Origin of the sequence: Exiguobacterium sp. 17-1, from assembly GCF_023096305.1 — a bacterium.
GTDB classification, from domain to species: Bacteria; Bacillota; Bacilli; order Exiguobacteriales; family Exiguobacteriaceae; genus Exiguobacterium_A; species Exiguobacterium_A sibiricum_A.
Genome location: NZ_JALIGJ010000001.1, coordinates 718,679 through 733,949, shown reverse-complemented (window position 1 = coordinate 733,949; position 15,271 = coordinate 718,679). Strand labels below are relative to the sequence as shown.

Sequence of the window (15,271 nt, the reverse complement as noted above, 5' to 3'; positions counted from 1 at the left end):
TTCACCTCTTAATTGTTCTGAAACGATTTTACGACATCTATCAGGCCTTGTGCGAGCAGTTCGACTTGTGCCTCATCATTTCCCCGCCCAAAACTGATCCGGACCGATTGTTTCGTCCGCTGATTTTCACCGTACATCGCTGACAAGACATGCGATGGCTCAACCGATCCTGCCGTACAGGCACTTCCGCTTGAAACGGCAATCCCACGCATATCGAGCATAATTAAAAATGGTTCAATTTCGACATTCGGGAAATACAGGTTAATGACTTGTGGCAAGCCTTCTGCCCCGTTGACTTCAAACTCTATCGTTGAAGTTCGAAGCCGTTCAAGCAAGGTCGTCCGTAACAGTTGGTACTGTTCAGCCTGCTTCTCCCGTTCCTTTGCCGTCAACCGGACGGCTTCCGCAAACCCGACGATGCCGGCGACGTTTTCGGTTCCGGCACGGCGCTTCCGTTCCTGTTCCCCTCCATACGATTGAGGAGCTAACTTGATAGCAGAACGGACATATAACAATCCGACGCCTTTTGGCCCATTGATTTTATGACTCGATGCCGACAACAAATCGATGTGCATCGCTTCCACATCAATCGGTGACTTCGCAAATACCTGAACGGCATCCGTATGGAACACAATCTGTTGTTCCCGCAAGAAGCGACCACATGCCGCAATCGGCTGGACCGTTCCGACTTCGTTATTTCCGAACATGATGGATACTAAAATTGTATCCGGCCGAACAGCCGCACGTAAGGATTCTTCCGTCACGATACCGGACTCAGGAATATCGAGATACGTCACGTCAAATCCCCGTCTCTCCAGTTCCTCGAAGGCATGGAGCACGGCATGGTGCTCAAACCGTGTTGTGATGACATGACGGCCTTTCGGCTGGTACTGCATGGCAGCACCGATGATGGCATAGTTATCTGCTTCCGTGCCACCGCTCGTAAAGATGATTTCTGTTGGTTTTGCGTTCAATTCCGTTGCCATCATTCGTCGTGCCGTATCAATCGCAGCCCGCCCTGTTCGTCCGAATGCGTGGACGCTTGATGGATTCCCGAATTGTTCGAGCATGTAAGGCGTCATCTTGTCCAACACTTCGGGCCGCATCGGCGTCGTTGCAGCGTGATCAAAATACATCATCGTTTTTCACCTCTCATATATAAAACATATAACCTGTGTCGTCTTCTTCGGCTAAATCTTTTAATGTCGTCGTATCCAAAACTTGATCGACGGCACTTTGAATTTTATCCCACAATTTCCGTTTCGTCACTTCGTCACAGTTATCGCCTTCGACAACGACAAGTGGACCTTCGAGCAGACGGATAATATCCCCTGCTGTAATGTCTTCGGCTGAACGGCCTAATTTATATCCACCATATGCTCCGCGGACACTTTTGACGAGACCGCCGTTTCGGAGCGGAGCAATCAATTGCTCCAGGTAGTGCTCGGACAGATCATACATCTGCGCAATTTTCTTTAAAGACAATGGCTTTGCCTCGCCTCCTTTGGCGAGTGCAATCATGATTGTCAGACCATAACGTCCTTTTGTCGAGATTTTCATCATGCGAAAAGACATCCTTTCTAGTATAGTAGTAGCTAAAAGTTGAAAGAAGGAACGCTACCTATGGCTAATTTATTTGAATCACATTCTCCGGCCGGGCCGCTTGCCAATCGGATGCGCCCTCAATCACTGGACGAAATCGTTGGGCAACGCCATTTGATCGGAGAATCGACCTTGTTACGCCGGGCCATTCTCGCTGACCGGCTTGGGACCGTTATTTTTTACGGACCACCGGGAACCGGAAAAACGACGCTTGCCCGTGTCATTTCAAGTTATACGAAATCGGCGTTTGAACAATTAAATGCCGTCACGGCAAAACTTGATCAGTTGCGCGAAGTCTTAAAAGCAGCGGAATCCCGTTTACAGTTTGACCAACAAAAAACTATTTTATTTTTAGATGAAATCCACCGTTTCAATAAAATGCAACAAGACGCCTTACTGCCTGCCCTTGAAGCCGGCACGATCACATTGATCGGCGCGACAACGGAAAACCCGAGCTTCGAAGTCAATGCTGCCCTGTTATCCCGGGCGACCGTTTTTCGGTTTGAAACACCGACGACGGACGATTTGCGGGTTGTCTTACACCGGACGTTGCAAGACGCAGACCGTGGTCTCGGCAAGTATCCCATCACCGTCACCGAGGAAGCCGTCGATCATTATGTCAAGCTCTCGGACGGCGATTACCGGGCGCTTCTCAACGCACTCGAACTCGCAGTTCTGACAACACCGGAAATCGACGGTGAAATCACGATTGATCTTGCGGTGGCCGAAGAATCGATTCAACAAAAAGCGTTGAAATACGATAAAGACGGAGACCGGCATTATGATGTCATCTCGGCCTTCATCAAATCGATTCGCGGCTCAGATCCCGACGCTGCCCTTTACTGGCTTGCGGTCATGATTGAAGCCGGGGAAAGCCCGCGTTTCATCGTCCGCCGACTCTACGTCCATGCGGCAGAAGATATCGGATTATCCGATCCGCAAGCATTGTTGCTTGTTGATGCCTGCGCCCGGGCCTGCGAATACATTGGTTTTCCGGAGGCACGGATTCCACTCGCCGAAACCGTGCTGTATCTCGCGACGGCTCCGAAATCAAACACTGTCATTACCGCGATTGATCAGGCGCTTGAACTCGTTCGTCGATCAGACGGCGGTCCGGTTCCCCCGCATTTACGGGATGCCCATCATGCCGGTGCTGCAGCGCTTGGCAATGGTGTCGAATACAAATATCCGCACCAGTTTCCACATGCGTATGTCAAACAGAACTATTGGCCGGAAAATCTGGCACGAACCAAGCCGGTTTTTTACAAGCCTAGTCCACGCGGATTCGAAAAACAATTACAGGCACGACTCGATTTTTGGAAAAAACAACCGTAAACGATGAGAAAAAGCGACCTCAGCAGGTCGCTTTTTTTAACGGACACGTTCGATGATGACGCCAGCTTCCCGGACAATCTCATTGATGACATAACTTGCCGCAATCAATCCACCAACCGACGGAACAAACGCGTTTGAACTCGGCGGCATTTTGGCTTTCCGAATAAACGCTTCATCGTTACCAACGACTTGGCGGACTTCTTCGATGATCTTGACCGGTGGTTCATCCGAAAAGACGACCGGGACTCCTTTATGGATCCCTTCCTTACGCAGGCGCGTCCGGATCACTTTTGCGAGCGGATCGTAACTCGTATCTTTAATATCAACGATCTTGATTCGTGTCGGGTCCATCTTGTTCGCCATTCCCATGCTCGAAATGATTGGAATTTGACGTTGTTTACATTCTTTGATCAAGTGAATCTTAAACGATACTGTATCCGAAGCATCAATGACATAATCCGGATTTTCTGCGAAAAAGGATTCGTACGTTTCTTCGTTGTAGAACATTTTCAAGCGGACAATTTCTAAATCCGGATTGATTTGCATCAAACGATCTGCCATTGCATCGACTTTCGGTTGGCCGACTGTCGGTAACAAAGCATGAATCTGACGGTTGACGTTCGTGATATCAATATCATCTTTATCAACCAGAATCAAACGGCCGACGCCACTGCGGGCCAGGGCTTCCGCCGAAAACGAACCGACGCCGCCGATTCCTAAAATCGCAACAGACTTGGATGCCAATGCGTCAAGTCCGGTCTTACCGATTGCTAATTCATTACGTGAAAATTGATTTAACATCTCATAACCTCACAATACTCATACTGTTTTACTCGGAATTATATCATAAAAAAAAACGTCATGCGACGTATAGTGTGATTCATCTAAAAAAAGAAACGATGGGACCCGAAGTGCCGTGTCGATACCTTATTTTTGAACCTGCTGCGCAGGTGGGTGTCTTATCCGATTCCTATTCGTACGTCCTCCTGCTGTGTTACGAGGCATGTACTACTAGTTGGAACGTCAAACTCCCTATCAAAAAAGAGTGGCTCAAAGATAAAAGGCGGCTCTCGTACATCTCAGGAACCCCATCTGTTGCATTTAATATAGCATTCCCCTTATCGAAATGCAACTGGTTCTGACTCTTAAAATTTGGTCATTTTTCAGTCGTTTCGCTTGACATCCAGCGTCGGATAAATGCTTTGTCCGGATCATATTTTTGTTGTTGAAATTCAGGATTAAACCGGGGTGTCCGGGTTGCATTTCCGACTCCCGCGATATAAGCCCAGTTCCCGTAATTGGAGGCAACATCGTAATCAATCAACTGCTGTTCAAAGTATCGTGCGCCGATCCGCCAATCCTGCTTTAACTCATGAATCAGATAACTGGCCGTAATCTGACGTCCCCGGTTCGACATCCAGCCGGTTTCCTTGATTTCCCGCATGAACGCATCAACAAACGGTTCACCCGTCTCGCCTGCGATCCAGGAATCAATTGCTGCTTGATCCGTCTTCCACGTCATATGCCCGTCCCGTAATCCATTAGAACGAAACAGTCGGTGTCCCGTCTCGCGCATCGTCAAATGGAAAAAGTCGCGCCATAACAATTCGAAATACAACCAGTAGGTCGATTCATTCGCACCGTGTTCCCGTTCCGTCCTTTGCAGCTCTGCCATGACACGCCGTGGGGAGAGTGAACCGTTGGCAAGCCAGGCGGACAGTTTGGAAGAATCATCAACGTCAAAGCCGTTTCGTGTTTCTTTGTAGGTAAAAATCGGCCGTTCCAAATACGCGGCTAACCGGTCCAGACCTGCCGACTCTCCTCCCATAAACGGGAACGCGGTTCGCGGGTCATAGCCTGCTCTCGTTTGTGGTGGTTCAATATACCGAACTTCCCCCGGTGCTTCGATTGGATCCGCAAAGCGGCCGTCATACTCAACTTTTTTCCGGAACGCCGTGAAAACACGTTTCAGTTCGTCACTGCCGATATCTTCCCGGAGATGAAGCGTCTGGGTCTCATACATTCGCGTGGTAAAACGTTCTTGCACTGCGTTTTCCTGTCGTGCTTCGTACTCACCCGTCATCCGGTGAAAATAAACGACGTCATCCTGTTGAACAAACGATGTCAGTTGTTCGACTGTCTCCCCTTGTAAAATCGTCAGTTCGATGCCGAGTTGTTCTAAATGATTTCGTAAGGCATGCAACGTCTCTTGTTCAAAGATGACTTGTTGCTGGCCACGCTGCTCTGTTTCTTGTTGAATAAAGACTGCCCGAACCTTGTCTTGCTCGGAACAGGCCTGTGTTAACGCTTCATGATCGTCGACCCGTAAATCATTTCGATACCAAACGACTCCTGCCATGTCACTCACTCCTTTGTTATCCCTTACCCGTACTATCTCAATCTTCTTCCTCTCCGCAAACGATCGATGTGCTGAAAAGGTTTTGATTTTTTGTTTTCGTGGAATATGAATAATACAACTTACTAAGGAGTGAATCATTTCATGGCTGCTAAAAAAGGTAAATTAAGAACATTAATCACGCTGGCTACGACGGTCGGACCGATCGTCTACAAATTCTATAAAAAACAGCAATCTAAAAAATCAATCAATACACCAAAACGATGAACTAACATATGAGGGGGAGCGGATATCAAATCCGTTCCCCCTCATTTCGTTCCCAAAAGATGTTTTATTTTTTACTTACGCCGGTGCTGCCGGATTCGTAAAAACGCCACGGATATTTCGTCGCTTCCCCGGCATTTGGGATTCCGATCCGGGTCGTCTGAATGATGTTCCCCGTTTCCCCCACTTCGATCTGAAAGCGTTCATCCCTGTACAAATCCACACCCGAATCTTCTGTCGTCAAACCAAATGCTTGGCACAACTTAGCCGGACCGTTGACTAAGTTTTTTTGTTCAGCTTTGGTTAATGTCGCGTATGATTTTGCAAATCGCCGTTCGGCAACGAGATCATGTCCGCTGATAACCTCCGCGCCGCGCAGTAATACGGCATACCCTTGACCAATCTCTCCGCAGACGATGTTCAGGCAATGGTGCATACCATACGTGAAATACACATATATGTGTCCCGCCGGTCCAAACATCGGTGCCGTCCGTTTCGTCGGTCGCCCACTGTAGGAATGGGCGGCTTGATCGTGCGGTCCGAGATACGCTTCCACTTCGACAATCCGCATCGTGACCTCGTCGACCGTCAACAGACTCCCTAACAGTTCCGGTGCCACCTCAACTGGTGACCGTTCAAAAAAGGTGCGTTCCATCTCCAATCCCCCTCCATAAAAAAACAGATTCCCCTCATGACTGAAGGAAATCTGTTGGTATTATGATTGTTTAACGGCTGTCCGAATCGACAGTTCGTTCAGTTGTGCGTCTGAAACCGGGCTCGGTGCCGCTGTCAGCAGATCGCTTGCCGAAGCTGTTTTCGGGAACGCAATCGTATCACGTAAGTTCGTCCGGCCAGCAAGCAGCATGATCAGACGGTCAAGACCGAGTGCGATACCCGCGTGCGGCGGTGTCCCGTACTCGAATGCTTCCATCAGGAAGCCAAACTGTTCGTTTGCTTCTTCTTCCGTGAAGCCAAGCAGTTTAAACATCCGCTCTTGAATATCACGTTCGTAAATCCGTTGTGATCCGCCACCGAGCTCATACCCGTTCAAGACGAGGTCATAGGCTACGGCAAGGACGCTGCCCGGGTCTGTCTCGAGTTTGTCGAGATCTTCCCGGCGTGGCATCGTGAACGGATGGTGGTTCGCATAAAAACGACCGTCTGCTTCTTCGAACGTCACGAGTGGGAAGTCCGTTACCCAAAGGAAGTTGAAGACCGTTTCGTCAATCAAGCCGAGTTCTTTACCGAGTTTTTGGCGCAGAGCACCGAGGCTGTCAGCAACGATAGATGCTTTTGCTGCTACGAAAACAAGTAAGTCACCGGCTTCCGCTGCCGTCGCTTCAACGAGTCGTGCTGTCGCTGTCTCATCAAAGAACTTCGCGATTGGACCGTTCAGTCCGTCTGCCGTTACTTTGACCCAAGCGAGACCTTTCGCTCCATAAATCGCTGTGAACTCTTGTAATTTATCGATGTCTTTACGGGAGAACTGATCTGCTGCCCCTTTGACGTTCAATGCTTTAACTTCGCCGCCTGATTCAAGTGCCATATCAAAGACTTTAAATCCGGCTCCCGTGACTGCTTCTGCGACATCGATCAATTCAAGACCAAAACGCGTATCCGGTTTATCTGAACCGAACCGGCTCATCGCTTCTGCATACGGCATCCGCGGGAACGGTGTCGTAATATCTTTTTCGAGCGTCTCTTTCATGACACGTGTCATCATCGACTCCATCATCGCATACAAGTCTTCCACGTCCATGAAACTCGTTTCGATATCGACTTGTGTGAATTCCGGCTGACGGTCGGCCCGTAAGTCTTCGTCACGGAAACAACGTGCAATTTGGAAGTACCGCTCAAAGCCCGAGACCATCAGCAATTGCTTAAACAACTGCGGTGATTGTGGCAATGCATAGAATTCACCCGGATGGACACGACTCGGAACCAAATAATCCCGTGCGCCTTCCGGTGTCGATTTTGTTAAAATCGGTGTCTCGACTTCGAGGAAGTCCTGTTCGTCGAGGAAGTTCCGCATGATGTTCGAGGCTTTCGAACGCAAACGGAATGTCTCTTGTAACGACGGACGGCGAAGATCGAGGTAACGGTATTTCAGACGAAGATCTTCTGACGTCTGTTCAGCTTCTTCACTGATCGGGAACGGCGTCATTTTCGAAGCATTCAAGATGATGACTTCGTCTGCGACGACTTCCACTTGTCCGGTCGGAATGTTCGGGTTCGGATTTTCACGCTTGATGACTGTCCCTTTGATGTCGAGCACGTATTCCGAACGAATCGATTCCGCCAGGCGATGCGCCTGTTCGTTTTCCGGTTGGAAGACGACTTGGACGATACCGGTCCGGTCACGTAAGTCGAGGAAAATCAATCCTCCAAGGTCACGTCGTTTTTGAACCCATCCTTTTAATTGAACGGCTTGGCCGATTGTTTCTTCTGTTACGGTTCCGTTCATGTGTGTACGTCCGATCATTATGCTTCCTCCTTTAATTTCGCGACAATCGTATCGGCGACAGCTGATAATGGCACATCAATCTGTTCACCAGTCGACATGTCTTTTAATGCAGCTGCTCCACGTTCGACTTCTTCGTCTCCTAGAATGACGGTGAAGCGGGCTTTCAGCCGATCGGCTGCTTTGAATTGTCCTTTGAACTTCCGTCCGAGATAATCACGGTCAGCGGCAAGTCCTTCCAGACGCATCAGTTGCAACAGGCGTGTCGCCGTTTTTTCGACTTCTTCATTCCCTTGAGCGACGATAAAGACATCAATCGTATCATCGATTTCTGGCAGGACACCTTCATTTTCAAGTGCCATCAACAGACGTTCAATCCCAATTCCAAATCCGATTCCCGGTGTTGCCGGTCCGCCGATTTGTTCGACGAGTCCGTTATAGCGTCCACCGCCGCAAAGCGTCGTGATGGCTCCGAAACCTTCTGCTTCCGACATGATCTCAAACGACGTGTGATTGTAATAATCAAGTCCTCGGACAAGTGTCGGATCAATCACGTATTCGATCCCGAGTGCATCCAAGTGTAACAAGACTTGATCGAAGTATTCTTTTGAAGCCGGGTTCAAGAAGTCGAGGATTGACGGTGCTGTCGCCATACTCGGGTGATTGCGGTCGACTTTACAATCGAGTACACGGAGCGGATTCGCTTCTAGACGATTTTGACAATCCTGGCATAACTCGTGGGCGACCGGCTTGAAGTGATTGACCAGTGCTTCTCTGTGCGCGGCACGGCTTTCGCTGTCTCCGAGTGAGTTGATGACGAGTTTCAGTTTTTTCAGACCAAACGAGCGGTAAATGCTCATCGCAAGACTGATCACTTCTGCATCGATTGCTGGTTCTTCACTGCCGAGTGCCTCGACACCGTATTGGTGCAACTGGCGGAATCGTCCGGCTTGCGGACGTTCATAGCGGAACATCGGTCCGATATAAAAAAGTTTGACGGGCTGATTGGCGGCGCCGTAGAGTTTATTCGTCACGAATGACCGTACGACGGCTGCTGTCCCTTCCGGACGAAGCGTAAATTGTTCCTTCCCGCGTTTTTCAAGCATGAACATCTCTTTTTGAACGATGTCCGTCGTTTCACCGACACCCCGTTTGAACAACTCTGTTTCTTCAAAGATCGGTGTCCGGATTTCTTTATAGTTGTACCGTTTACTGATCTCCCGCAATTGGTTTTCAATATACTGCCAACGTTCTACTGTACCCGGAAGTACATCAAACGTTCCGCGTGGTAATTTCATCCTAATTCCTCCTTTTTGAATACAAAAAAAGTCCTCGTCCGCAAAGGGACGAGAACTTGAAGATCCCGTGGTACCACCCTGGTTGCTGAAAATTCTCAGCCACTCGGTGCAGTTAACGCCTGCCTACGATTTCCCCTACTCTGTTCGTTTCAGGAAAATACCTCAAAAGGGTCTTTCATCTAGTTCGTCTGATCACCCTTTCAGCCGAGGGGCAACTCTCTATGCAGCCGAGATCTAAATTACTCTTCTTCGTCATCGGTTCTTAATTCGTTCTGTTATCCTTTATATTGCCTCGTTCAAAAGATCCTGTCAAGACTTTGGTCACTTTTCCAGAATCAACGTGACCGGTCCATCATTGACCAGTGCAACGTCCATCATCGCTCCGAACTGCCCTGTCTCGACGACAATTCCTTGCTGACGTAAACGCGCGTTAAACGCTTCATACAGCTCATTGGCAAGATCCGGTTTTGCCGCTTCCGTAAAGGCAGGACGACGGCCTTTTTTGACGTCTCCGTATAAGGTGAACTGGGAGACCGATAAAATCTTTCCTTCGACACCCTGAAGCGAGAGGTTCATCCGTTCTTCTTCATCCTCGAACACACGTAAACCGGCAATCTTGTCCGCCAACCAGTTGACTTGCTCCAGCGTATCGTCATGCGTGACCCCGACGAGTAAAAGAAATCCTTGATCGATTTGACCGGTAACTGTCCCTTCGACCGTCACGCTTGCTTCTTTGACCCGTTGTAATACGACTCGCATTTCTATCCGCTCCTTATGTCATCATGACGCGATGCACAGCATATACGTCTGATATCTGTTTAATCCGATCAACGACCTTTTGCAGGTGATTGACGTTATCGATCGCAATCGTCATCGAAATCTTCGCCTGTTTGCTGTCGTCCCCTTTACCGCTGACAGCTACGATATTCGTATTCATCGCGGACACCGATTGGAGGACATCATTTAACAGACCTGCCCGGTCAAAACCGGAAATTTCGATTTCGACGTTATAACTCTTCACTGTTTTTCCTTCGTGTTCCCACTCGACTTCAAGCAACCGTTCCGGATTCTGTTCATGAATGACGTTCAGACAATCCGACCGGTGAATCGAAACACCGCGGCCGCGGGTAATGTACCCGACGATGTCGTCACCCGGAACCGGGTTACAGCAACGGCTCATGCGAACCAGCATATTGTCAATGCCTTTGACACGAACGCCTTCCGGATTTTGTTTCTTCGGCCGGTCAAACGTCTTCATCTCGCTGATGGCTTCGTTCAACTCAAGATTTTTAGACTCTTTATCTTTGCGCAATTTTTCCGTCAATTTATGAGCGACTTGAGCCGCGGTCAATCCATGATAGCCGACTGCCGCATACATATCTTCCTCTTGAGAAAAATTGAACTTCCGCGTCACATCTTCAAGTGTTTTCTCGTTGATGACTTCTTTTGGTTCAAAACCAAGTTTTTTGACTTCCGCCTCAATCAATTCGCGGCCTTTCGAGACGTTTTCTTCCCGTTGCTGGCGTTTGAACCATTGACGGATTTTGTTTTTCGCCTGGCTCGATACACAAATCTTCAGCCAGTCCTTACTTGGACCGTAACTGTGCTTCGATGTCACGATTTCGATGATGTCACCGGTCTTGAGCTTATAATCGATCGGAACCATCCGTCCGTTGACTTTCGCGCCAATCGTGCGGTGTCCGATTTCCGTATGAATCCGGTACGCATAATCAATCGGGACCGAACCTTTCGGCAACTCGATGACGTCTCCTTTTGGTGTGAAAACGTATAACATATCGCTGAAGAAATCGACTTTAACCGATTCCATGAATTCTTCGGCATCCGCCGTATCTTTTTGGAGTTCTAAGATTTCACGGAAATGGGCGATTTTATCTTCAAAACCTGATTTTGCTTCCTGCTCTTTCCCTTCTTTGTAAGCCCAGTGCGCGGCAATTCCGTACTCGGCGATGAAGTGCATATCGCGTGTCCGAATTTGCACTTCAAGGGGTTCACCCTTCGGCCCGATGACCGTTGTATGCAACGACTGGTACATGTTTGGTTTAGGCATCGCAATATAATCTTTGAAGCGGCCGGGCATCGGTTTATATTGCGTATGAATGATCCCGAGTACCGCATAACAATCCTTGATGGAATCGACGATGATTCGGACGGCCATCAAGTCATAAATCTCACTGAACTCTTTTTTCGAGTTTTGCATCTTGTTGTAGATGGAATAGATATGTTTCGGACGACCATCAACCTCAGCCGCAATCTCGACTTCTTCGAGGACCTCATTAACTTCATCGATGACAGACGTGACGAGAGCTTCCCGTTCCGTCCGTTTTTGTTTCATCATCGAGACAATCCGGTAGTACTGTTGTGGATTGATGTAACGCAGACTAATGTCTTCAAGTTCCCATTTGATCGTCGAAATCCCGAGACGATGAGCAAGCGGTGCAAAGATTTCGAGCGTCTCTTCCGCTTTTTGAACTTGCTTCTCTTTGACCATATGTTGCAAAGTCCGCATATTGTGCAAACGGTCGGCCAGCTTAATCAAGATGACTCGAATATCTTCTGCCATCGCGATGAACATCTTCCGATGATTCTCAGCCAGTTCTTCACGCTTCGATTTGTATTTGATTTTACCAAGCTTCGTCACACCATCGACGAGCATCGTGACATCTGCTCCAAACTGTTCTGTCAGTTCTTCCAGCGTAATATCGGTGTCCTCGACGACATCGTGAAGAAGTGCGGCAACGATCGTTGTCGCGTCCAAACCGATATCCACTAGTATCCCCGCTACTTGAACGGGATGAATGATGTAAGGTTCACCCGATCGACGAAATTGTCCGTCATGCTCGTCTTTTGCGAATTGATAGGCACGTTCGATATCTTTGACTTCTGCCTCTGTCATGTACTCCGCACATCGAGCGAGAAGGTCTTCTACATTTACGATTTGTTTATTTGTCATCCCTTATCCTCACCCAGTCCCCGGGATTGATTACGCTGAATCCCTAATATATATCCTCTATTATCGTGAAATTTTGATAATATGTCAAAATAAAAAGAAATACCCCCCCGACCACTGTCGAGAAGGTACTTGCGATTCATTAATCTGCGTAACGAATTAAGGATAGAATGTCGTATCCTTCTAATTTTTCACGTCCACCCAAGCCATCAAGTTCAATCAAGAATCCGATTCCGGCAACCGTTCCGCCAAGTTGCTCGATCATTTTGATTGTCGCTTCGATTGTTCCGCCTGTTGCCAGTAGGTCATCGAGAATGACGACGCGTTGTCCTGGTTGGATCGCATCGTGGTGCATCGTCAAGACGTCTTTTCCGTACTCAAGACCATACTCGACACGGACCGTCTCACGTGGTAATTTCCCTTCTTTACGAACAGGTACGAATCCGATTTCCATCGCGTATGCGGCTGGGCATCCGACGACAAATCCGCGTGCTTCCGGTCCGGCGATAACATCTGCGCCTTGTTGACGCGCATAATCGATCAAGGCATCAACCGACTGCTTGTAAGCAGGTCCGTTTTGCATCAGGGATGTGATATCTTTGAAACTGATTCCTTCTTTCGGCCAGTTTTCGACCTCTTTTATATGCTGTTTGAACTCCATGTCATTTCCTCCTGCTTCGCCGCTTCTACCAAAGTATCAAAACGCTCTTTCAACTGAGCGAGTGACGAATAAATGTATTGTTGCTCAAGACGTTGACGTTCCTCATGACGCTTGTACGTCGCAGCTTCCGTCAAGTCTCGTTTTTCAGCGTTCGGGTTCACACCCGGCAGCCCGTCCTCCATTGTAACAAGAAAATCAAGTTCCGAAAACACTGAATGCATAAAGTTAATCGAACGTTTCGACCATTTTCGGGATTTCGACAAACGAACGAGCCCAATTCGAAGCTCGTCACGGGGACATTTCGCAAAGTAATTGAAATAATGTTTAAACTCTTCCCGGGACGGAATCGTCTCGAAATAATACCCTTCGTCTTTAAACGCACAATAAATTCGTTCGGCGTTGTTCAAATATGGCAAGAAAGCCGCTTCTTCTTCCGGTAGATCCAAAAAGACAACATTTGCCTTCGCTTCTCCGTTCAGCGGACGCTCGGCATATTTGGATTGTGTTTCTTCCGAAAACGCAACGAACGTCGTCGTATCATGCGGAAGTTCAAACACATCCGTCAGCGGTTTTTTACCACCACGATAATCAAACAGTTGATAATCAACGACCGCCAAATCCTGAATCATCAGTTGCGGTTTACGGAATCCGTTCCATTCATTGATGTTCAGACTTCCCATCAATGAAACTTCTGCGAGTGACGATACTTCATCGACTGCGTCTCCGAACCCAAATCCGATTCCATCCAGTTCGGTTTTCCCGTCGGTCACAAGAACCTTCAAGTGCGTCAAATCACGACCAATCCGTTTCAAGTCACGAATGTTTGCACCTTCCACGACAACTCGCGGCGACGGATTCCCCATACCGAACGGGGCCAGCCGTCCCATCTCTTCGATCAAGCCGATCGACACATCCGAGACATTTAAGCGTAAATCAATTTCCGTCGTCGCGATGAACGCTTCCTCCGGTAAACTTGCCGCTTGGGCATTCAATCGTTCCCGTAGGACCTTGACGTTTTCGGATGACAATGTCATCCCGGCAGCCGCCGGATGTCCTCCGAAGTGCGGTAAGATATCAGCCGACTGATTTAACTCAGCAAAGAGGTCAAACGCTGCAATCGAGCGCCCGGATCCTTTGGCGGTGCCTTTTTCTGCATCATGACACAATAGAATGACCGGTCGATGATACTTTTCAACGAGCCGGGACGCCACAATTCCGACGACGCCGGGATTCCATTGATCTGAGTCGACAACTAAGACACGGTCCGATAAATAATGCTGTTCCACCAGGTCGGTCGCTTCTTCGGCAATTTTCTTGACGATATCCTGCCGTTGCTTATTTTGCTGGTCGAGTTGTTCTGCAAGCAGACTGGCTTCTTCAATCGTTTCTGCGAGTAGCATCTCAAGTGCTGGCATCGCTGAGTCGAGTCGACCGGCTGCATTAATCCGGGGACCAAAGGCAAACCCGACCGACTCTTCCGTCAACTCGTCTTCGACGAGACTGCAGACTTTCCGTAAAGCCAGGATGCCCGGTCGTTCACTGGCATTTAACGCTTCAATCCCTTTTGCTGCAAGCAAACGGTTTTCCCCGACGAGCGGAACTAAGTCGGCAATCGTTCCGAGTACAGCCAAATCAAGTAATTCTTCCGGCACACGTCCCAGTAACGCGTGGGCGACCTTAAAGGCAACACCGGCACCGGCAAGCTTCGAGTACGGGTAATTGGAATCAACACCCGGATGAATCATCGCGAAAGCGTCCGGCAAGACGTCTTTTGCTTCATGGTGATCGGTAATGATTAAGTCGACTCCCAGTTCTTTTAAGACGGCCGCTTCCTCAATACCGGAAATTCCACAGTCGACCGTGATGACGAGACCAAAGCCCTCTTCCGCTGCCCAGCGGAACGCCGCCTCGTTCGGTCCGTAACCTTCTGTAAACCGATTCGGAATGTAGCATTCCGCCATCGCACCGATTTCAATCAACGCATGCCATAAAATCGCAGCGGAACTGACGCCGTCGACATCATAGTCTCCGTAAATCAAAATCATTTCACCTTCGTCGGCTGCTTGCTGGATCCGGGTAATCACTTTGTTCATGTCCTGGAACAAAAACGGATCATGAAACGCCATTTGATCGGTTTCCAAAAATGCTTTGGCTTGATCTGCTGTCTCAAAGCCACGCTGAACGAGCAAGTGTGCGACTTGCCGGGAAACGTCCACCTGGCCGGCTAATTCGTCTATTTTAACGGAATCGACTTCCTTATCGATCCATGTTTTCTTTGAATGATACATCTAATCCCTCCAATCAACTTCATCATTATAAAACAAAA

The 15,271-nt window shown here is 48.6% G+C and carries 13 protein-coding genes, 1 other RNA gene and 1 other annotated feature; of the genes, 2 read left to right on the top strand and 12 right to left on the bottom strand.

Translation table 11 applies throughout. From position 1 onward, the window contains the following. Window positions 1-8: 8 nt before the first annotated feature. Both MUN34_RS03530 and cymR read right to left on the bottom strand, forming a co-directional pair. Complete coding sequence (locus tag MUN34_RS03530; protein WP_247856888.1) at window positions 9-1,139, bottom strand: cysteine desulfurase family protein; 1,131 nt, start codon at window positions 1,137-1,139, stop codon at window positions 9-11. Between the two features lie 13 nt (window positions 1,140-1,152). Continuing rightward, complete coding sequence (cymR, locus tag MUN34_RS03525; RefSeq protein WP_026827839.1) at window positions 1,153-1,560, bottom strand: cysteine metabolism transcriptional regulator CymR; 408 nt, start codon at window positions 1,558-1,560, stop codon at window positions 1,153-1,155. 63 nt (window positions 1,561-1,623) lie between these two features. Here cymR and MUN34_RS03520 point away from each other — a divergent pair, with 63 nt between their 5' ends. Next, on the top strand, window positions 1,624-2,937 hold the full coding sequence (locus MUN34_RS03520; RefSeq protein ID WP_247856887.1) for a replication-associated recombination protein A: 1,314 nt from the start codon (window positions 1,624-1,626) through the stop codon (window positions 2,935-2,937). A 36-nt stretch (window positions 2,938-2,973) separates the two neighbouring features. Here the strand turns inward: MUN34_RS03520 and MUN34_RS03515 are convergent, their stop codons facing one another. The 3 genes from MUN34_RS03515 to MUN34_RS03505 form a co-directional block, all read right to left on the bottom strand. Further along, window positions 2,974-3,738: a tRNA threonylcarbamoyladenosine dehydratase gene (locus tag MUN34_RS03515; protein WP_247856886.1), complete on the bottom strand. Its 765-nt coding sequence runs from the start codon at window positions 3,736-3,738 to the stop codon at window positions 2,974-2,976. Between the two features lie 98 nt (window positions 3,739-3,836). Further along, window positions 3,837-4,026: non-coding RNA, 6S RNA (gene ssrS, locus MUN34_RS03510), on the bottom strand. A 67-nt stretch (window positions 4,027-4,093) separates the two neighbouring features. After that, window positions 4,094-5,296: a DASH family cryptochrome gene (locus MUN34_RS03505; protein WP_247856885.1), complete on the bottom strand. Its 1,203-nt coding sequence runs from the start codon at window positions 5,294-5,296 to the stop codon at window positions 4,094-4,096. Window positions 5,297-5,437: 141 nt separating this feature from the next. Between MUN34_RS03505 and MUN34_RS15890 the strand changes: the two genes are divergently transcribed. Then, window positions 5,438-5,560, top strand: coding sequence for a hypothetical protein (locus MUN34_RS15890; protein WP_012370953.1), 123 nt, complete (start codon window positions 5,438-5,440; stop codon window positions 5,558-5,560). A gap of 64 nt (window positions 5,561-5,624) precedes the next feature. On the opposite strand, the gene MUN34_RS03500 is transcribed toward MUN34_RS15890, so the two are convergent. The 7 genes from MUN34_RS03500 to recJ form a co-directional block, all read right to left on the bottom strand. Continuing rightward, window positions 5,625-6,212 (bottom strand): DNA-3-methyladenine glycosylase, encoded by a 588-nt coding sequence (locus MUN34_RS03500; protein WP_247856884.1) that lies wholly within the window; start codon window positions 6,210-6,212, stop codon window positions 5,625-5,627. 60 nt (window positions 6,213-6,272) lie between these two features. Next, window positions 6,273-8,039, bottom strand: coding sequence for an aspartate--tRNA ligase (aspS, locus tag MUN34_RS03495; RefSeq protein WP_247856883.1), 1,767 nt, complete (start codon window positions 8,037-8,039; stop codon window positions 6,273-6,275). Next, on the bottom strand, window positions 8,039-9,316 hold the full coding sequence (hisS, locus tag MUN34_RS03490; protein WP_282104277.1) for a histidine--tRNA ligase: 1,278 nt from the start codon (window positions 9,314-9,316) through the stop codon (window positions 8,039-8,041). The genes aspS and hisS overlap by 1 nt, the downstream gene beginning before the upstream one ends. Before the next feature lie 41 nt (window positions 9,317-9,357). Next, window positions 9,358-9,581: a binding site (T-box leader), on the bottom strand. A 56-nt stretch (window positions 9,582-9,637) separates the two neighbouring features. Further along, window positions 9,638-10,075, bottom strand: a complete 438-nt coding sequence (dtd, locus tag MUN34_RS03485) for a D-aminoacyl-tRNA deacylase (protein WP_247856882.1) — start codon at window positions 10,073-10,075, stop codon at window positions 9,638-9,640. A 13-nt stretch (window positions 10,076-10,088) separates the two neighbouring features. Further along, the gene (locus MUN34_RS03480) at window positions 10,089-12,287 is read right to left on the bottom strand and encodes a RelA/SpoT family protein (RefSeq protein WP_026827831.1); all 2,199 of its coding nucleotides are present in this window, start codon (window positions 12,285-12,287) and stop codon (window positions 10,089-10,091) included. Between the two features lie 139 nt (window positions 12,288-12,426). Further along, window positions 12,427-12,945: an adenine phosphoribosyltransferase gene (locus MUN34_RS03475; protein ID WP_247856881.1), complete on the bottom strand. Its 519-nt coding sequence runs from the start codon at window positions 12,943-12,945 to the stop codon at window positions 12,427-12,429. Next, window positions 12,924-15,233: a single-stranded-DNA-specific exonuclease RecJ gene (gene recJ / locus MUN34_RS03470; RefSeq protein ID WP_247856880.1), complete on the bottom strand. Its 2,310-nt coding sequence runs from the start codon at window positions 15,231-15,233 to the stop codon at window positions 12,924-12,926. The genes MUN34_RS03475 and recJ overlap by 22 nt, the downstream gene beginning before the upstream one ends. Between the last annotated feature and the right edge of the window lie 38 nt (window positions 15,234-15,271).